Here is a 20,358-nt window from a genome sequence, read left to right as displayed (position 1 = left end):
CTATCGACCTCTATAATTGACATAGAATTTTTGTCCTCCAGCGGCTTGAAAGCGCAGTCCGCTATTACTTAATACAATTCCTGTGTTGGCATTGGTAACTAAACTAATGTTATTGTCTCCATCACCTAAGTCATATTTAATAGGAACGGCATTTGAGACTACCAAAACTGTGACAGGCGTAGTGCTTGCCCCTTCGAAAACTTCCACAGTAAAAGGGATTGTTTCAGGAGTAGAAAGATAGAAAGCTTGGTTTCTTACAGCTTGATTATTGGTAACCTGTTTTAAGGGCGGCAAATAATGCAAGTCACTTAGTTGTGAATAAGCGTTTGGGAAAAAGGATAATAAAATACAAAATAGAAGTAAGTATTTTTTTTTCATAATATCTATGGTATAAATTGGAGTCTAATTTTTTTGCTATTTGATGTAATACTTTCGATAAAATAAGAAAATAAACACGAAAAAACAAAAGTAATCGTTGAATGCTATGTTTTTCAGTTCAGTTGTTCGCTGAACTGGTTTTAGTTCGAAATGTTTATTTAAGAAAAAAATACATGTTATAATTTTCTTAAATTATAGATGTAAAATTAACGAATAAATTTTAATATTGGAAAAATAAAGTTCTCAATAGCGTTATGGTCAGTAGGATGACAGTCTTAATTCTATTTAAGAAAAGGAATAGTACGAATGTAAATTACAACTGATAGATGTGAAATTTATAATAAAGAAAGAAGCAGTCTTTTAACAACAAAACCCAAAGGATAACAAGAAGTTTCTTTTGGGTTTCTGTTTTATTGTTTGATATTTAGTAAGGCTTCAGTGAACCAAAGATGATTTAATTAAAATGGAGCTTAGGTGCTTTTTACTTCCCGATACAAAAATTCGCAAAGATATTCCCTAGCAATTCATCATTCGTAACTTGCCCGGTGATCATCCCAAAATGATACAAAGCTTCTTTGATATCGATCGCCATTAGGTCACTTGAAAGGTTGGTTTCTAATCCGTATTTTACTTTTGTGATTTCGTCTAGGGCTTTTAGCAACGAATCATAATGTCTGGTGTTGGTAACGATAGTTTCGTTGTTGCGCAGGGCACCTGTGTTCACAAAGGAAAGGAGTTGGTTTTTAAGTTCGTCGACTCCAATTTTCTCCTTAGCACTCAGAAAAATTAGTTTAATGTTTAAGGTTTCAAGTTCTTTTTGAATAGTACTAATTTCAAGATCTGATAATAAATCCAGTTTGTTTATCACAACCACTAACGGTTTTAAAGGAAACTGATTTTTGATCTTTTCAATTTCGATGATGTATTCTGAACTTTGAACTTTAAACTTTAAACTATCAAACAAATATAAAGCTACTTGCGCTTGTTCGATTTTTTCGAATGTTTTCTTGATTCCGATGCTTTCTACGATATCTATTGTTTCACGAATACCAGCCGTATCGATGAAACGGAAACCGATTCCGCCAATGACCAATTCGTCTTCGATCGTATCACGAGTGGTTCCAGCAATTTCTGAGACTATGGCGCGTTCTTCGTTTAGTAAAGCGTTCAAAAGCGTAGATTTCCCTACGTTTGGTTCGCCTACAATGGCTACTGGGATTCCGTTTTTGATTACGTTTCCAACGGCAAAGGAGTCGATTAAGCGTTTTAGGACAAACTCGATTCGGTTTAAGAGTTCGTGAAACTGTGTTCTGTCGGCAAATTCTACATCCTCCTCTGCGAAGTCTAATTCGAGTTCGATTAGTGAAGCAAAATTCAATAATTCTTCACGCAGTTTGGCTATTTCATTAGAAAAACCACCACGCATTTGTTGCATGGCAATTTGGTGAGAGGCTTCATTATCTGACGAAATCAAATCGGCAACAGCTTCGGCTTGTGATAGGTCTAATTTACCGTTCAAGAAAGCACGTAGGGTAAATTCACCCGCATCAGCCATACGGCAACCTTTACGCAATAACAATTGAATGATTTGTTGCTGAATGTAAGTAGAGCCGTGACAGGAAATTTCGATCGTGTTTTCGCCTGTGTACGAGTTGGGTCCTTTGAAAATAGAAACCAAGACTTCGTCTAGCGTTTTAGCACCATCAACAATATGCCCTAAGTGAAGGGTATGTGTTTTTTGATTTAATAATTTTTTGTTTTTGATGGATTTGAAAACCGAATTCCCTATGGTGATGGCTTCTTGTCCTGATATTCTTATGATAGCGATGGCTCCAGCTCCTGATGGTGTTGCTAGTGCTACTATGGCGTCGTTGTTTAGCATTTGTATGTGTATTGACTGCAAAGGTACTAAAACTATAGAAGTGATGGCAAGGAATGGAGCTGGTTTCTTAGTGGTTTTGTGTGAGGGATAGGAGCTTGCTACCAAAGTAGCGCGTATAGCCCGACAGCCACTAGAAGAAAGGGCAATGACCACTTGCTAGATAGCCCTTTTTTCTAGTGGGTGGCACACCCAAAATACAGTTATAATTATTATTGGAAACTGACTTTTATCATATTTTTAGCGTAACTTTAGGTGTAATTTTGAGGTATTAATTCTTTAAAACGCTATTTAAGATGAAACGTATCCTATTTCCAACTGATTTTTCTGAGACTGCTACAAATGCTTTTGTTCATGCCCTTGAGTTTGCAAAAATGGTAGATGGGGAGTTGATTTTGTTGCACAGTTTTGAATTGCCAGTTTTTGACAATCAGTTTGTTCCTGAGAATTATATGGTGATTTTTGAGTCGCTACAGTTGTCGCAATTTGAAATGTTTAAAGATGAGATTCCGAAATTGCGCGCCATTGCAGAGGAGCGTAATTTAGCGCAAATTAAGTTGTCGCATCGATTGATGGATGGGGATTTAGTTTACAATATCAGGACCGCGATTAAGGAGGATAAAATTGATTATGTGATCATGGGGACGGAAGGTGCTACAGGTTGGGCAGAGTTCTTTTATGGCTCGAATACGGCCAATGTCTTGACGGATATTAAGGTGCCCTTATTGAGTATTCCGGCCCAAGCGATCTATAAACCTATAAAAACGATAGGTTTTACAACACGTTTTAGACCAAAAGATAAAAAAGCACTGAAGGAAGTGATTGCTATTGCAAAATTAGCACATGCCAAAGTGAAATGTTTGTATGTAAAAACAAGCGACTCGGATGTGGATAAACAAACCATTAAGGAATGGGAAAATGATTTTGCCCAGGAAGCAGTAGAATTTTTTGTGGTGAGTAGCGATGAAGTGAAGGAAACAATTCTTGATTTTGTATTGTATAAAGACATCGATCTTTTGACGATGTTAACCTATAAACGTGGATTTTTTGAAGGTATTTTTAATCCTAGTCTAACAAAGAAATTTGCAACTAGTTTTGAAGTACCTATCTTATCGATTCATTTGAAAGAGTAGTTATAGTGCGCTTTCTAGGATTTCCACAGCTATTTATTGGTTTAATAGGATTTAAAATTTGGGGGTTTTAGTGTTTTTTATAAAGGGAAAATCTAAAACAGAATGCTTGTAGTTTTTTAAGTTTGAAATGCTGTGGAAATCCTAGAATAGGCATGAAATAGTATACAATACAACCTTGTTTTTAGCAGTGGTTGATCTGTTTTTTAGTACGAGTACTATATTTTTTTTGAGTAAGGATTGCAGTTAAGACCTTTTAAGGTTTTAGCTGCTTTTCTTTTTTAGGATATTTGGGTATTTATGGATTGATTGCCATAGCATTTTAGTTTTGGGAAGCTTATATTTGTATCTCATTAATAGATTCAAATGGAAATTTACAAATCAAAGGTTAGCACGGCCTCGGCAGACTTAAGCGCAATTAACGCTAAATACAATACAATTAGTTTTTTAAGGCTTGTAAGTATTGCGATAGGCTTAGGCTCACTTTATTTTTATATAAAAAACAGCGACACGATTTATATAGGATTGGCTGTTGTTTTTTTTGCTGCTTTTATCGTTTTCATGCGACTTCACTCTAAGTTACTGTTTAAAAGGCGGATCAAAGAAGCGCTGATAAAAATCAATCAAGACGAAATTTCATATTTAGAAGATGCAAAACTACCGTTTGAAAACGGATTAGAGTTCAATGATTTTCAGCATCCTTATGCTTATGATTTGGATATTTTTGGAGAACATTCTTTGTTTCAAAATTTAAATAGAACAGCCACTTTCATCGGGAAGAAAATAGTTGCTCAGGGATTGTTGCAACTGTCTCCTAATGCAGTTATTATGGACAATCAAGAGGCTATAAAAGAACTAGAAGGTAAGTTGGATTGGCGTCAGGGTTTTTTGGCTTTGGCCAAAATTAGCCAGGATACCAAGGCGACTTATGAATCACTATTAAAGTGGAGTAAATTTGGAATTTCGCCATTGCCTAAATGGGTGAACTGGGTTTCGTATGCTACGCCTGTACTTTTTTTGGGTTGTTTAATCGCTTATTTTGTCACTTTTAACACTGTTTTTCTATCGTTATTAAGTTATGTTTTTATTTTAAATTTAATCATTTTGGGACTTTTTTTTAAGCGCATTCAAGCCGAAACAGCTAACTCTGCTGCTATTGATAAGGTAATCAGCCAGTATAGTTTGTTGCTTAAAAAGATAGAAGAAGAGCCGTTTGAATCAAAAAAATTAAAGCAATTACAGCAAAAATTACAATTCGAGTCCGAAAATGCAAGTGAGCATATTCAAGAATTGTCAGGTCTTTTTTCGAATATGGATACGATAGCCAACTTGGTGACGGCTTCGTTATTCAATGGTTCGTTTTTGTTTAATTTACATGTTTTAAAGAAATTATTAAAATGGAAAAAGCAGCACGCTAGTGTTCTAGAAGAGTGGTTAGAAGTCATTGGTGAGTTTGAAATGCTCAATAGCTTAGCTAACTTCTCGTATAACAATCCTGATTTTGTATTTCCAAGTTTGAATACCAATCATGAAATAGATTTTGCTTCACTCAGCCATCCTTTGCTCAATAAAAAATCAAGGGTAGGAAATGATGTGCAGTTTCACCCACAATCGTTCATGATTTTAACGGGTTCTAATATGTCTGGTAAAAGTACTTTTTTACGCAGTTTAGGGGTGAATATGGTGTTAGCAGGTTTGGGATCAGTGGTTTGTGCCAGTAAGGCTAATGTGCATCCATTGCCTATTTTGGTATCGATGCGATTGTCTGATTCCTTATCCGATAGTGAGTCCTATTTCTTTGCCGAAATTAAGCGCTTAAAGCAAATAATGGACGCACTAGAGCAACAGCCGGCATTTGTATTGCTAGACGAGATTTTAAGAGGAACCAACTCTGATGATAAACGCAACGGAACTATCGAAGTGGTGAAGAAGGTAATTGCTAAGCAAGCCATTGGTGCCATCGCCACACATGATATCGAAGTCTGTTTGACTACCAATGATTATCCAGACGTATTGACAAATCAATGTTTTGAGGTCGAAATTGTAAACGATGATTTGCACTTTGATTATAAATTGCGTCAAGGAATATGTAAAAATAAAAGCGCTACATTCCTGATGACTAAAATGGGAGTGATCTAAGTAGTTGCGAATTCTATTTTGAAAGCAGTTTTACTTTATTATCTAAAATCATTACTATGTGAATCCAATAATGGGACTTATCCAACTCTTTTTTTCTATGTAGCTATGTGGTTAAAAATTATATTGAATAGTTGCGAAGGCAATATTTTAGCTGTTCCGTCCAGGCATTGAGATACACAAAAAGAATCCTAATGGAAAAATAGTAACAAACACGCTATGTGAATCCAAGAATGGGACTTATCCAACTTTTCTTTTCCATGTGGCTATGTGGTTAAAAATTATATTGACTAGTCGCAATGGCAATATTTTAGCTGTTCCGTCCAGACATTGCGGTACACAAAAAGTATCCTAATAGAAAAACAGGACCAAGCACGCTATGTGAATCCAAGAATGGGACTTATCCAACTCTTTCTTTTCGATGTATCTATGTGGTTAAATTTTATATTGAATAGTTGCGAAGGCAATATTTTAGCTGTTCCGTCCAGGCATTGAGATACACAAAAAGAATCCTAATGGAAAAATAGTAACAAACACGCTATGTGAATCCAAGAATGGGACTTATCCAACTTTTCTTTTCAATGTTGCTATGTGGTTAAAAATTATATTTAATTCATTTTATAGGAACTAGTTGCAGTGATACATTTTAGAACAAAAAAAACCGCATATCCCTAGGGAAATAGCGGTTTTTTTAAATATAAAAATGGTTTGGTTAATAGCGTATTATGAATTACAATGATAGGTATTTAAATTTAATATACAACATTCTAATTAAACAAAATCATAATTTAATGTTAACTATTTAACATCACTGGCATAACCAACATAGTTACTGTTTCGCCTTCTTCTAGTCCATCAACAGGAGTAAGAATTCCAGCTCTATTAGGCAATGACATTTCAAGCATAATCATATCCGATTGCAAGTTAGTCAACATCTCTGTTAAGAAACGAGAATTGTACCCTATTTGCATATCGTCACCTTGATAATCACAAGTCAATCTTTCCTCAGCTTTATTAGAGTAATCAATATCTTCTGCAGAAACATTTAACTCAGCACCAGCAATTTTTAAACGAATTTGGTGCGTTGTTTTGTTAGAAAAAATAGCAACACGACGTACAGAACTCAAAAATTGAGAACGGTCAATCATTAATTTATTTGGATTCTCTTTAGGAATTACGGCTTCGTAGTTTGGGTATTTACCATCAATTAAACGACACATCAAGATGTAATTATCGAATGAAAAAGTAGCATTCGAATCGTTGTATTCAATTTTTACTTCTGCATCAGATGTAGCAAGAATACTTTTTAAAATAGTCAATGGTTTTTTTGGCATAATAAAATCAGCTACTTGAGACGCTTTCACATCTGTACGAGCGTATTTTACTAATTTGTGTGCATCAGTTGCTACAAAAGTTAATCCTTCTGGAGAGAATTGAAAAAACACACCAGACATTACTGGACGTAAATCATCATTTCCAGCAGCAAAGATTGTTTTGCTAATCGCAGTTGCTAATACATCTGCAGGGACTAAAGTCACTGATGGCTCTTCTAGGCTTACCGCTTTTGGAAATTCTTCTCCAGGAGCGTACGCTAGTGCATATTTACCAGAATTAGAGCTAATCTCGATAGTACTGTTTTCTTCTACTGTAAAAGTTAAAGGTTGCTCAGGGAATGTTTTAAGGATTTCCAAAAGTAACTTAGCAGGTACTGCAACACTTCCTTGACTAGTAGAATCAATCGCTAAATTAGCTGACATTGTAGTCTCTAAATCAGAAGCTGAAACGGTTAATTCATTATTGTTTAATTCAAATAGGAAGTTGTCCAATATTGGCAAAGTATTGCTACTGTTGATAACACTACCTAAAACTTGTAGTTGTTTTAATAAGTACGAACTCGATACTATAAATTTCATCTGTTTTGTTTTATTTTTGAGTTTCTGTTTTAGTTAAAATTCCAAAATAGAATACATTTTACAAATATATCGTAAACTATTCTAGTATTGAAACTTTTTTATTAACATCTAGTTGCTGTTTTTTCTTTTTCTAATGAAGGTAAATAAAACGCCAAATAGACCTAAAATTAGGATTGGAAGCCCGATAGTTATGATTTGTGTCTGGGTATAGTTTTGATATACTTTTTCTTTATCTAATAATGGAAGGTCAAGATCCTTTGATCGAATGTTAATAAGTCCAGTATCATCCAGTAAATAATTCACACAATTTAGCATAAAATCTTTGTTGTCATACAAATTACCTGATCTTTGATCAAAACCTAGCTCAACAGGTTGAAAGTTTTTATCCAATTGATTTTTGATTAAATCACCATCCGAAATTACAATCATCTTACTTGCTTTTCCCTCTTTTTTGAAATTGCTTTGTTCGAATGGTAAAACGCGGTTTTCAAAGACCGAATGGAATTGCCCTTCGAGTAAAATCGATAAAGGAATGTTGCCCGTATTGATGTAGTGATTTGGACTTGTTTCTTCCTCGACAATATTCAAATTCACTTCAACTGGTGTTCCTACTTTTTTAGAATATTTTGACGACTGTAATAATACCGTTTTCTTAATACCATTTTTCAAAGTATCGATAGGGTTCGCAAAGTCAAATTTAATTCCACCTAAGTTTTTAACGATAGGATGCGTACTTTCAGGATATACTTGTGGGGCAAATTTCCAATTGAATTCTTGGTATTGTGTAGCACTTCCTTGTTCGCCAGTGGCCAGCTTTATCGAACTACCTTGCTCGTCCTTTACAATGTCAGGATTGATTCTAAAACCATATTTAAAGAACATATCATTAAGATTCAAGTCTCTTGGATATGCTAATGTAGCACCGTTCGAATTGTAAAGACTGTCCATTTCTACAGCAACTTGATCCACCAGCCATAAGGTTTTACCCCCATTGATAATGTATTGATCCAGAACTTGCTTCTCGGCATCAGTAAAGGTTTCTGTAGGTTTAGCAATTACAGCTAAGTCGTACTTTTCTAATGCTTCTAAGGTTTGCATCGGACTCTTAGAAACCGAGTCTAATGTAAAAGGACCTATGTGGTAGCTTTCTCTTATTTGCAATAAAAACTTTGCCATTAAAATATCTTGTAACTCCCCATTTCCTTTGATTACTGCAATCTTTTTTTGTTTAGCAACAGTAATTTTATTGATGGCGTCAGCAATAGAGTATTCTAAATGTTGTACGGAGCCAATTACTTTTTCGGTGGTGGTGACGCCCATTATATTTTTTAATAAAGGAATATTAACTTCCTTATTATTGTACACGGCTATTGCCCAAGGAAATACCATGGCTTGTGATTGCTTTCCTTTATCATCAACGGTTATGTTTACGGGAGTTAAGCCTTTACGGTACAACTCTTTTATGTTGTCCATACTCGCATCTTCGTTCTCTAACGGATTGACAAATTCGAATACAATATTCTTATTATACGCTTGAAACTCTTCTAGCAGTTGTTGGGTTTCTTGTTGCAGTCTTTTGAATTCTGATGGCAAGTCGCCTTCCATATAGATTTTTATCGAAAGCGGTTCTTTTACTTGCTGTATAATTTTTAACGAAGTTTCAGACAAGGTGTATCTTTTATCTTTTGTTAAGTCAAAACGATGAAAATAACGCATGCTAATTCCGTTTGCAATTAGTAAAAGAGCAACGGTAATTAAAACTGTTTTTAGGTTGTTTTTTTGAATAGCTATCATTACAATTTAAAAGATTTTAATTGATATACGGTAAGTGATAAGAACAAGATGGTGATACTGGTAAAGTAAAGTACATCTCGAGTATCAATCACCCCACGGCTCATACTTTTAAAATGATCCTGCATGCCCAAGGCCGTAATAAAGCCCGATAGATCAGGTACAAGCGATGCTAAGCCTTCAAATGCAAAGAAGAAAAAGAAGCATAAGAATACCGCTATAATGAAAGCAACGATCTGATTATCGGATAGAGTAGAAGTGAAAATACCAATAGAAGAGTAAGCAGCAATTAAAAAAAGCAGACCAAAATAGGACCCAATGGTACTGCCCATATCAATATTACCTTCTGGATTACCTAAACCGTAGATGGCATAAACGTAAATTACTGTTGGTACAATTGCCATAACAATAAGTAACATGGCGGCAAGAAATTTCCCGTTTACGATTTCCCATACACTTAATGGTTTAGTCAGTAATAGTTCGAGAGTTCCTTGCTTCTTTTCATCCGAAAAGCTGCGCATTGTTACTGCAGGGATCAAGAAAATTAAGATCCAAGGAGATAAGGTAAAGAAAGGAGACATATCTGCAAATCCAGTATTTAGAATGTTGTATTCACCCTGAAAAACCCATAGGAATAATCCATTTAGAATGAGAAAAAGGGCTATTACTAAATAACCTATTGGAGAACCAAAAAAGGATTTTATTTCTCGTAATAATATTGCTTTCATTGTTTTTTGTTTAAAAAATTTAAGGGTTAAGGTCTAATGTTGTTCAACTTCGAACATTAAACTTTAAACCAAAGAAGCTAGTTTATCGACACTCCAAGCTTGTGGTTTGTCATTGAATAGCTTCTTTGTAAATGTCCAGACTTCATCAAAAAAAGCCGAATTGCGGTAATTTTCTAAGTCGGTTTCTGTTTCCCAATAACTGTACGTAAAAAAAATGCTTTTATTGTTTTGGTCTTGGTATAGTTCCAGTAATTTATTACCCGGAGCAGCGCGTATTTGATCTTTTATGGTTTCAAAATTCGCTAAGAAATCGGGGATTTTGTCTTCGTGGAAACTCAATTTTACGATTCGTACAAACATGTAGTTTTTTGATTTTAGATTAACGATTACTAGTCATTTAATTAGTAAATTTTATGGAAATAACATCTCTAAAGCTAAGACCTAGTAAACTTTGTGCCGATCCCACTGTGGCAGGATTACTTCTAAAAATGGCAATTTCTAGAAAACCAGCTTCGTTAAAGAGTGCTAGTTTTTCTCCTTCGTAATTTTTGATGGGGTACTTATCTGAATTGGCTATAGCCGAATAGTTAGGTAATATAGTTTTGATGTTTTTTGTTTTCATGATCACTTCATAAGGACGGCCTTTGGCTACTTCAAGAAATTGTTTTTTAGAAATATTGGTAACAACATTCCCAAAGTGATCAATGTAAATCACATGTCCTTTTAAAGTATTGTTATCATCGGATGCCACTGCTTTCAGTTCTGTGATTTGTTTAATGGTGTTTATTTCTTTTCCAATGACGTTTAGTAATCCTCCTTTGGCGATATGGCAGGCTACTTTCACAAAAACGTCAAGGCCTGAAGCATCACTAGGTAAACGGTCGTGTATGTTGATGGCAACAATTTTTTGCGGAACAATTTTTTGCGAAAGCATGCTTAAAATACCGTTGTCGGCGGCAATAAAGTACGAGTCATTCCATTGCATCACAATATGTTGGTTCTCTTTATTTAATTCCATGTCCACACCAATTAAATGGACTGTTCCTTTTGGGAAACTAGAAAAAGCAGCTCCAATGATGTAACTAGCTTGTACAGTGTTGAATGGGTCAATATCATGTGAAATATCGATAATTACAGCCTCTGAATATTCGGATAAAATCTTCCCTTTCAACGCACCTACAAAGTGGTCTTTCAAGCCGTAATCGGTAGTAAGGGTAATTATTGACATAATTTTGTTTATAACTATTGCTGTAATTTAAAACTAAATTTCATTAAATTTGAGAAGTGCAAAGCTAATAATAGTAAACTCAAATACACAAAAAAGAAAAACAATTTCTAATTTAAAAAGTAAATTAAACGCAAGTGGACCTACAAAATCAGTTAGAGGTATTGATTGATTAATTTTAATATAAAACTACAACATTTGAACGAAAGAATAATTGAGCTCATCGACATCGCACCAAAAGAGTTTTGGGGCGCTCAAGACACTCATCTTGAAATGATTAAAAAATATTATCCAAAACTTAAAATAGTAGCTCGAGGAACAACCTTGAAAGCTTTTGGAGAAAAAGAGATTCTTGACGAGTTCGAAAAACGTTTTCAGCGCTTAATGGTTCATTTTAGCCGCTACAACACGATTGATAATAATGTTATTGAACGCGTAATTCTAGGGGATCCACAAGATGATAAAAAAATGGCTGCCAATGATAAAATATTGGTGCATGGAGTAGGAGGAAAAATCATTAAAGCAATGACTCCTAATCAACAGTTGCTGGTAGATACCATTAATAAAAATGACATGGTGTTTGCTGTAGGTCCAGCAGGAACAGGGAAAACCTATACTGGTGTTGCCATGGCAGTAAAGGCGCTGAAAGAAAAGCAAGTCAAACGTATTATATTGACGCGTCCTGCGGTTGAAGCAGGCGAGAATCTTGGGTTTTTACCAGGAGACATGAAAGAAAAGCTAGATCCCTACATGCAACCTTTATATGATGCTTTACGGGATATGTTGCCCAATGAAAAGCTGGAAGATTACATCTTGAAAGGAATTATTCAAATTGCTCCACTAGCATTTATGCGCGGTAGAACGTTAGATCATGCTTTTGTTATTCTAGATGAAGCACAAAACACAACCCACTCTCAAATGAAGATGTTTTTGACTCGAATGGGAAAAAGTGCTAAGTTCATGGTTACAGGTGATCCCGGTCAGGTTGATTTGCCTCGAAGAACAATTTCGGGTTTAAAAGAAGCTTTATTAGTTTTGAAAGATATAGAAGGAATAGGGATTATTTATCTGGATGATAAGGACATTGTAAGGCATCGTTTAGTTAAAAAAGTGATAGATGCTTATAAATATACAGAAAATCCCGATTAATTTATTGTAAGTAGTGTGCAAATGCTATATATTGCTACCGATTAGCTACGGTAAATAGTTTATGTAATACGATTTGGGTACTTAATCATTAAAAAAAACGAAACAATTAAAGTAAAATTAGAGAATTGAAAAATGTTGTTATAACTGGTGCTTCGGGCGGTATAGGTAAAGAACTAGCCTTGCACTTTGCTAAAAATGGTTGGAATGTAATTGCAACTATGATTTGTTTAGAACAAGGAAAAGAATTGGAAGAACTGAAAAATGTAAAATGTTTTTTGCTAGATGTTAGCTCGACTGAAAGTATTGAGACAGCTTGCGAAAAAATAATAGCTGAATTTAAAACAATTGATGTCGTAATCAACAATGCTGGTATTGGTTATAGGAGTTTTGTCGAATTATCCGAAGATGCTAAAATCAATCAAATTGTTGATGTAAATTATCTAGGTGTTGTAAAAGTATGTAGAGCTTTTATTCCCTTATTTCGAAATCAGAAAAAAGGACAGTTTATCAATATTACTTCAATTGCAGGCTTGGTTAATTTACCATTGGGAAGCTTTTATCACTCTACTAAGCATGCAGTGGAAAGTTTTTCTGAATGTATGGCGTATGAGTTAATCGATTTTAATGTGAGTGTTGCTACTGTACAATTTGGAAATACACCTTCTAATTTTCAAAAGAACGTCGCTAAATCGGATTGTTCTTCGTTTCCATCATATGCGATTTTGATGGATAAAATTGGAAAAATATTAGAAAATAAAACCAAAAAGAACAAGGATTTGAAACCACAGATCATTAATCAAATCTTTAAAATAGCCGAGAAACCTGCTACAAAATTTAAAAGATATACTATAGGTTTTGATGCTAATTGCTTGAATATTTTGAGATCAAATTTGGGCTATCGATTGTTCGGACGAATCATTAGGCAATCTGTCTTAAAATAAGGCAGTTTTTACGCAAACAGTAGTACAATAATGAAAATAGAGACTAAAATAAAAGTAATCATAAGTGATCTAGACGGTACTTTACTAGGATCAGATCACAAGATTTCTAATTATACCAAACAAGTTTTTCAAGACTTATACCAGCAAGGATATTTGATAATCGTAGCAACAGGTAGGCATCACCTTGATGCGATTCCGTTGGTGGCTAGTTTGGGATTCCCTATATACTTAATTACTTCCAATGGTGCTAGAATTCACGCTCCGAATAAGGAACTGCTTTTTTCGTTTGATATAGCAAGTGACGCCATCAAATCAGTTTTGAAACTAGATATAGATCCCGAAATTACCATTGTGGTTTTTAAAGAGGAAGTGTGGCAAACCAATAAGTATAATGAAAAATTAAACAGTTTTCAAAAAGAGTTAAACTACGCACCAGAGTTAGTCGACTTCAATACTGTAAACGATTTAAAAGCGATTAAAATGTTTTTCACGCATGAAAGTCACAGTAAATTAGTGGAATTGAGGGATCGCATTTTAGTAGATCACGAATCGTTGTTTAGTCATGCATTCAGTTTACCTTATTGTCTTGAGTTTATGGATGTATCAGTAGATAAAAGTGCCGCTATTGCAAAAGTATTAGAGATCGAAAATTGTAGTTTTGATCAAAGTATTTCGTTTGGAGATGGTTTTAATGACGAAAATATGCTCAAAGCCACCGCTGTAGGATTAATAATGAGCAACGCTCCCGACAGTTTAAAAACAAAGTTGTCACATTTAGAAGTTATTGATACCAATTACAATGACGGGGTGGCAAATTATTTGGCAATAAACCTCCTAAATAAGTAATATTTAAAGTTTTTGACTTTTTTAATAAGTATTATCTTTTTTTTTATACAATTCAAAGTGTATTTTTGTGTGAATTAAATTCGATACAAAATGATAAAGAACACTTTTACAGCCCTCTTTTTATTTCTTTCGGTTCTAGCCCAAAGTCAGGTTTTACAATTAGAAGAAATCATGAAAGGTGATGGATTTATAGGAGAACAACCTTTTTATGGAAGATGGTCAGTAGACGGAAAAAAAGTTTATTTTGAATGGAATCCCAACAAGGAGTTAGGTTCAAGTACTTATTTTTGGAAAAAAGGAATGACTGCTCCTGAGCTAGCCTCACCTGCTGAAGCCGCTTTTTCAAGCCTTGACTTTAAGATGAAACCCAATACAGGAGTTGCCTATTATGTTCAAAAAGGCGCTTTGTATTCGTATAGTTTAACAGATAAAACTTCAAAAAAACTATTACAACAATCAAACCCAATTTCAAATCTTGAACTGGCATCAGAGAAAGGTGTCTTGTTTTTTATTCAAAATGAAAACATACTAAAATTCGATACTAATAATGGTACCGTTGTACAACTTACAAACTTTAAAGAAGGAAAAGAGCGTGATAAGGAAGTAGATAAAGAGTCTTTCTTGTTGAACCAGCAAAAAGAGTTGTTTCAATTTGTGAGAGATCAAGAAGCGAAAAAGAATTGGAATAAAGCCAAAGCCGATAAAAACAAAACTGATTTTCCTAAACCTTATTATTACGGCAAGCAAAATTTTGAAAGCTTGAAGATGAATCCAAAAGGAACCTATGCGACTTTTAGATTAGTTGAAGCTAATGACGTACAAAGCGAAATAATGGAAAACTTCATTACAAAGGACGGTTATAATAAATCAGTAAATACAAAACAAAAAGTATCGGCAGCAAATTTGACTAAATCTAAATACGGAATTTATGATGTAGCAAAAGATACAGTTTACTTCATGAATTTTTCTAGTTTGAGTCATATTCAAGACAAACCAAAGTACTATAAAGACTATGATAATTTAAAGAATAAAGCCAAAGAAGATAGAGCGTTATTTGTACAATCACCCACATACAATGAAGATGGTTCTCGTGCAATTACAGAGATTAGAAGCCAAGATAATAAAGACCGCTGGATCGTTGAGTTAAATTTAGAGAAAAGAACTTTTAGAGAAATAGAATATCAACATGACGATGCTTGGATTGGTGGTCCTGGAATACCATCGTATGCGTACAGCAGTGGTACTTTGGGTTTTTTAAGTGACAATGAAACCGTTTATTTTCAGTCAGAAGCCACTGGTTATTCGCATTTGTATACTTATAATTTAACTACCAATAAGAAACAACAACTCACTAAAGGAAATTGGGAAGTACGAGATGTAACAATTGCTGCAGATAAAAACACATTTTATCTAACCACAAATACTACGCATCCGGGAAATAGAGAATTTTATAAATTGGCGACCACTGGTGGCGATTTAGAGCCTATTTTAACCAAGGATGGAGCGCACGAAGTAAGTTTGTCACCCGATGAAACTACTTTGTTAGTGCGTTATTCTTTCAAAAATAAGCCATGGGAATTTTACATTGCACCCAACAGAATTGAAGCAACTTTAACCGCAATTACTCATTCTACTTCTAAAGCGTTTGAAGCTTATGCATGGCGATCTCCTGATGTGATTACCTTCAAGGCAGAAGATGGGACTAATGTAAATGCTAGGGTGTATAAACCATTAGCAGAGAAATCAAATTTTGCAGCTGTAATTTTTGTACATGGTGCGGGTTATTTGCAAAACGCACATAATTACTGGAGCAGTTACAACAGAGAGTTCATGTTTCATAATTTATTAACAGATTTAGGGTACACGGTTTTAGATATAGATTATAGAGGAAGCGACGGTTACGGCCGCGATGTTAGAACCGGAATTTACCGATTCATGGGTGGTAAAGATTTATCAGACCAAATTGACGGTAAAAATTACTTGGTTCAAAAATTAGGAATTGATGCGAATAGAATAGGTATGTATGGAGGATCTTATGGCGGTTTTATAACCCTGATGGCTATGCTAACAAAACCTACTGAATTCAAATCGGGTGCTGCCTTGCGTTCTGTGACTGATTGGGCACACTACAATCATGGGTACACAGGTAATATTCTTAATTTTCCGGAGACTGACCCTATTGCTTTCCAGAAAAGCTCGCCTATTTATTTTGCTAATAATTTACAAGGAAATTTATTGATGTTGCACGGTATGGTAGATGATAATGTAGAGTATAAAGACATCGTACGTTTGTCACAACGTTTCATTGAATTAGGAAAGAAAAACTGGACTTTAGCGTCTTTCCCAGTGGAAGCGCATGGATTTAAAGAAACCTATTCGTGGATTGATGAGTACAGTCGTATCTTGAACTTGTTCAATAGTACGCTTTTAGAAGTTGAAAAATAAGCGAAATAATAACAGTAATAATAGTAGAAGTATTTTGTGTATTTCTACTAAAGAAACTACTTTTGTACAATACAACACACTATAAAAATGAACACTATAACAACTACAAATTTTAATTTTCCTGGTCAAAAATCCGTTTATCGCGGTAAGGTAAGGGAAGTTTATAATATCAATGACAATCTTCTTGTGATGGTTGCTACTGATAGACTATCAGCTTTTGATGTGGTTTTACCAAAAGGGATTCCGTACAAAGGTCAAATTTTAAATCAAATTGCAACTAAGTTCATGGAGCTTACTCAGGATATTGTGCCTAACTGGTTAATTGCAACTCCAGATCCTAGTGTAGCTGTAGGGCATTTATGCACGCCTTTTAAGGTAGAGATGGTAATTCGTGGATATGTTTCGGGTCATGCGGCGCGTGAGTATGCACTTGGAAAAAGAGAAATTTGTGGTGTAGCTATGGCCGAAGGTTTAAAAGAGAATGATAAGTTTCCAGAACCTATTATTACACCTACAACTAAAGCAGATAATGGGGAGCACGATGCAGATATTTCTCGTGAGGCAATTTTATCAAAAGGAATCGTTACCGAAGAAGATTATTTAGTTCTTGAAAAATACACAAGAGCTTTGTTTCAAAGAGGAACTGAAATTGCAGCAAGCCGCGGACTAATTTTGGTAGATACCAAATATGAATTTGGAAAAACCAAAGAAGGTGTAATTGTTTTAATAGACGAAATTCACACACCAGATTCGTCTCGTTACTTTTATTCAGAAGGATACCAAGAAAGACAAGATAAAAACGAAGAACAAAAACAATTGTCTAAAGAGTTTGTGCGTCGTTGGTTGATTCAAAATGGGTTTCAAGGTTTAGACGGACAATCCATTCCAGAAATGTCGGACGAATATATTGAAACAGTTTCAGAAAGGTACATTGAATTGTATGAAAATATTTTAGGGGAGCAATTTGTAAAAGCAGATATCTCCAATATCAATGAAAGAATAGAGAAAAATGTTTTGGCTTATTTAGCAAAACAATAACAATAAAGTAATTGCAATTAAAAGGCCGTAATTCTAAGTTAGAATTGCGGTTTTTTTTATAATTAAAATCAATTAATTTTTTAAAAGTTGCTTGTCTTGAGTTTTTGAAAACAGAACCAAACCAATAATTGCGCCGATTGTAGCAAATAACATATCAGATTGCGTGTCCCAAACATCACCTTGTGTTCCAAGAAATGCGTCACCTCCATCACCAGTTGCTAATGATACAAACCATTCAATCCACTCATAAGCTGCGCTAATGGCAAGACAAATACTAACTATAATAAAGTTAAAAAAGTTTTTGTTGCTAACAACATTTTTACGAATAAATAATTCCCTTGTTATCATTGCAGGAACTAATCCTTGTGCAAAATGCCCTAGTTTATCATAGTTATTTCTAGTTTGATGAAAAGTTTCTTTGATAAAATCAAAAAAAGGAACTTCGGCATAGGTATAATGCCCGCCTATGAATAAAATAATGCAATGGATCAGAATTAAGGAATACGTGAAGTTGGTAAATCTAAATTTATCAAATGTAAATACCAATACGAGTAAACCAATAACTGCTGGGATAATTTCTAAGAAACAGGTAAAACCTTCATTTGGATTGATTATTGACCATGAAAAAAATCCAAAATAAACGATTAGCATTAAATAGATGTACTTCATAGTTTGTTTTTTAGCCCTGATAGAAGCGATATCCTTTATCTGGTTTCTTTTTTGAAACCAGATAAAGATAAAGCGGATAGCAGGAATAGCTCCAAATTTTATTTGAAATAAGAAAAGGTTTCGTTGTTTTCTATTTTCAATAATGTTTCGTAGATCAGTTTGATAACATTTTCAACGTCGTCGCGGTGTACCATTTCAACTGTCGTATGCATGTAACGTAACGGAAGCGAAATTAATGCAGATGCAACACCTCCATTACTATATGCAAAGGCATCAGTATCAGTACCAGTCACACGTGAAGATGCAAGACGCTGAAACGGAATGTTTTTCTCCTCGGCTGTATTAAGAATCAATTCTCTTAAATTATTTTGAACAGCAGGTGCATAAGTAACCACGGGACCTTTTCCTATTTGGGTGTCTCCCTCGATTTTTTTATCAATCATAGGTGTTGTAGAGTCATGACAAACATCCGTAACAATAGCAACGTTTGGTTTAATAGTTTGTGTGATCATTTCTGCTCCACGCAATCCTACTTCTTCTTGAACCGAATTAGTGATGTACAATCCAAAAGGTAATTTCACCTTGTTTTCGTGTAGCATACGTGCCACTTCGGCAATCATAAATCCTCCCATACGGTTGTCAATAGCACGACATACAAATTTGTTTTCGTTCAAAACCATAAATTCATCAGGATAAGTAATTACGCAGCCCACATGAACGCCTAATTTATCTACTTGTTCTTTCGTTTCACAACCTAGATCAATGAAAATATTACTAATTTTAGGGTTCTCTTCCTTGTCTCTATTACGAGTGTGAATTGCTGGCCAACCAAAAACACCTTTTACAATCCCTTTTTTAGTATGGATGTGAACGCGTTTAGATGGTGCAATTTGATGATCTGATCCACCATTTCTAATGACGTAAACCATTCCTTCCTCGGTAATGTAGTTGACATACCAAGCAATTTCATCTGCATGACCTTCAATAACTACTTTATAGGGAGCGTCTGGATTAATAACACCTACCGCCGTTCCGTACGTATCTGTGATAAAAGTGTCAACGTATGGTTTTAGGTAGTCCATCCATATTTTTTGTCCTTCAGCTTCGTAACCAGTAGGGGATGCGTTATTTAAATATTTTTCTAAAAATGTGATTGATGATTCTTTTAATATTGATTTTGTGCTCATAAAAATTATTTTTTGCTAATTTATAAATTTGGCATCACAGTTGCACATATTATGTATAATTTTACAATTAAATTATGTCTTATGAAGTTTATTATTGCATTAATGTTTTTATTAGTATCCGGTTCAATTCAGGCGCAGGTTTTACCTGTAGATCCATCAAGACCTTCAGTAGAAATTGAAGCGGATTATGATATTGAGAAAGACACCATTGCATTAGAGGAGATTTTAATTTCGAAAGAAAAATTAGATCCAGATGCCAAAAAGCAGTTTTTGATCCTTCAAAACAGGGTCTATAAAACCTATCCGTATGCAAAACTAGCTTCAGAGCGCTTGACTAATTTGAATAAAGGAATGGAGAGGTTGTCTACAAACAAAGAAAAGAAAAAGTATTTCAAAATCGTAGAGGATTATCTAACGAATGAATTTGAAGATAAATTGAAGAAATTATCAAAGAGTCAAGGCCGAATCCTAGTAAAATTGATTCATCGCCAAACAGGGAAGTCAACTTTTGAGTTAGTAAAAACATTAAAGAGCGGTTGGAAGGCTTTTTGGTCCAATACGGCTGCGAGTATGTTTGATATTAATTTAAAGTCGGAGTACGCGCCATATTCAGTCAACGAAGATTTTTTAATCGAGTCTATCTTGTACCGCGCCTTTCAATCCGGCAGGTTAATCAATCAGCCTCCAGCAAACCCAATAGATTTTGACAATCTAAATGATTTTTGGGAAACCAAAGCGCAGGAATCAAAACCACAATAGTTCAAGAAACCATTCCTCTTATATATAGGTACAAGCTGTAAGAACTGTGTTTTCATAAACAAGCATATTTTTCAGGAGCTATTTCCTGCTATTCGCTACAATCTACCTCGCCAAAAAGGCTCGGTAGGATTTCCACTGCTATCA

The 20,358-nt window shown here is 34.6% G+C and carries 17 protein-coding genes; 8 read left to right on the top strand and 9 right to left on the bottom strand.

All coding sequences use genetic code 11. The features are described 5' to 3' along the window. Complete coding sequence (locus tag H8R24_RS09415; protein WP_187018325.1) at nt 1-378, bottom strand: hypothetical protein; 378 nt, start codon at nt 376-378, stop codon at nt 1-3. A gap of 481 nt (nt 379-859) precedes the next feature. Further along, nucleotides 860-2,260, bottom strand: coding sequence for a tRNA uridine-5-carboxymethylaminomethyl(34) synthesis GTPase MnmE (gene mnmE, locus H8R24_RS09410; protein ID WP_187018323.1), 1,401 nt, complete (start codon nt 2,258-2,260; stop codon nt 860-862). Nucleotides 2,261-2,553: 293 nt separating this feature from the next. Between mnmE and H8R24_RS09405 the strand changes: the two genes are divergently transcribed. Beyond that, nucleotides 2,554-3,390 (top strand): universal stress protein, encoded by an 837-nt coding sequence (locus H8R24_RS09405; protein WP_187018321.1) that lies wholly within the window; start codon nt 2,554-2,556, stop codon nt 3,388-3,390. Nucleotides 3,391-3,753: 363 nt separating this feature from the next. Then, a complete protein-coding gene (locus H8R24_RS09400; RefSeq protein WP_187018319.1) occupies nt 3,754-5,526 on the top strand; it encodes a MutS-related protein in 1,773 nt (590 codons plus the stop codon). A gap of 791 nt (nt 5,527-6,317) precedes the next feature. On the opposite strand, the gene dnaN is transcribed toward H8R24_RS09400, so the two are convergent. The 5 genes from dnaN to H8R24_RS09375 all read right to left on the bottom strand — a co-directional run bounded on the left by dnaN (nt 6,318) and on the right by H8R24_RS09375 (nt 11,183). Then, a complete protein-coding gene (gene dnaN, locus H8R24_RS09395; protein WP_187018318.1) occupies nt 6,318-7,436 on the bottom strand; it encodes a DNA polymerase III subunit beta in 1,119 nt (372 codons plus the stop codon). 108 nt (nt 7,437-7,544) lie between these two features. Further along, complete coding sequence (gene gldG, locus H8R24_RS09390) at nt 7,545-9,230, bottom strand: gliding motility-associated ABC transporter substrate-binding protein GldG (protein WP_187018317.1); 1,686 nt, start codon at nt 9,228-9,230, stop codon at nt 7,545-7,547. Beyond that, nucleotides 9,230-9,955 (bottom strand): gliding motility-associated ABC transporter permease subunit GldF, encoded by a 726-nt coding sequence (gene gldF, locus H8R24_RS09385; RefSeq protein ID WP_187018316.1) that lies wholly within the window; start codon nt 9,953-9,955, stop codon nt 9,230-9,232. The genes gldG and gldF overlap by 1 nt, the downstream gene beginning before the upstream one ends. 63 nt (nt 9,956-10,018) lie before the next feature. Then, nucleotides 10,019-10,315 (bottom strand): putative quinol monooxygenase, encoded by a 297-nt coding sequence (locus tag H8R24_RS09380; protein WP_187018315.1) that lies wholly within the window; start codon nt 10,313-10,315, stop codon nt 10,019-10,021. A 37-nt stretch (nt 10,316-10,352) separates the two neighbouring features. Continuing rightward, nucleotides 10,353-11,183, bottom strand: coding sequence for an SAM hydrolase/SAM-dependent halogenase family protein (locus H8R24_RS09375; RefSeq protein ID WP_187018314.1), 831 nt, complete (start codon nt 11,181-11,183; stop codon nt 10,353-10,355). 195 nt (nt 11,184-11,378) lie between these two features. Here H8R24_RS09375 and H8R24_RS09370 point away from each other — a divergent pair, with 195 nt between their 5' ends. From H8R24_RS09370 to H8R24_RS09350, 5 genes are all read left to right on the top strand, one after another. After that, nucleotides 11,379-12,329, top strand: a complete 951-nt coding sequence (locus H8R24_RS09370) for a PhoH family protein (protein WP_187018313.1) — start codon at nt 11,379-11,381, stop codon at nt 12,327-12,329. A 125-nt stretch (nt 12,330-12,454) separates the two neighbouring features. Continuing rightward, entirely contained in the window at nt 12,455-13,270 is an 816-nt protein-coding gene (locus H8R24_RS09365) for an SDR family NAD(P)-dependent oxidoreductase (RefSeq protein WP_187018312.1), read from the top strand. A 30-nt stretch (nt 13,271-13,300) separates the two neighbouring features. Further along, the gene (locus H8R24_RS09360; protein WP_187018311.1) at nt 13,301-14,116 is read left to right on the top strand and encodes a Cof-type HAD-IIB family hydrolase; all 816 of its coding nucleotides are present in this window, start codon (nt 13,301-13,303) and stop codon (nt 14,114-14,116) included. A 90-nt stretch (nt 14,117-14,206) separates the two neighbouring features. Further along, on the top strand, nt 14,207-16,561 hold the full coding sequence (locus H8R24_RS09355; RefSeq protein WP_187018310.1) for a S9 family peptidase: 2,355 nt from the start codon (nt 14,207-14,209) through the stop codon (nt 16,559-16,561). Between the two features lie 87 nt (nt 16,562-16,648). Next, nucleotides 16,649-17,599, top strand: coding sequence for a phosphoribosylaminoimidazolesuccinocarboxamide synthase (locus tag H8R24_RS09350; RefSeq protein ID WP_187018309.1), 951 nt, complete (start codon nt 16,649-16,651; stop codon nt 17,597-17,599). 72 nt (nt 17,600-17,671) lie between these two features. Here H8R24_RS09350 and H8R24_RS09345 read toward each other — a convergent pair whose 3' ends face one another. Both H8R24_RS09345 and H8R24_RS09340 read right to left on the bottom strand, forming a co-directional pair. Beyond that, on the bottom strand, nt 17,672-18,268 hold the full coding sequence (locus H8R24_RS09345) for a DUF2238 domain-containing protein (RefSeq protein WP_187018308.1): 597 nt from the start codon (nt 18,266-18,268) through the stop codon (nt 17,672-17,674). Nucleotides 18,269-18,366: 98 nt separating this feature from the next. After that, nucleotides 18,367-19,455: a M42 family metallopeptidase gene (locus H8R24_RS09340; protein ID WP_187018307.1), complete on the bottom strand. Its 1,089-nt coding sequence runs from the start codon at nt 19,453-19,455 to the stop codon at nt 18,367-18,369. A gap of 81 nt (nt 19,456-19,536) precedes the next feature. Between H8R24_RS09340 and H8R24_RS09335 the strand changes: the two genes are divergently transcribed. After that, nucleotides 19,537-20,214: a DUF4294 domain-containing protein gene (locus H8R24_RS09335; protein ID WP_187018306.1), complete on the top strand. Its 678-nt coding sequence runs from the start codon at nt 19,537-19,539 to the stop codon at nt 20,212-20,214. Nucleotides 20,215-20,358: the final 144 nt, after the last annotated feature.

It is taken from the genome of Flavobacterium muglaense (genome assembly GCF_014305155.1).
Taxonomy (GTDB): Bacteria; Bacteroidota; Bacteroidia; order Flavobacteriales; family Flavobacteriaceae; genus Flavobacterium; species Flavobacterium muglaense.
Note: the sequence above shows the minus strand (reverse complement) of the source record. Positions and strands in the feature narration are given on the sequence as shown.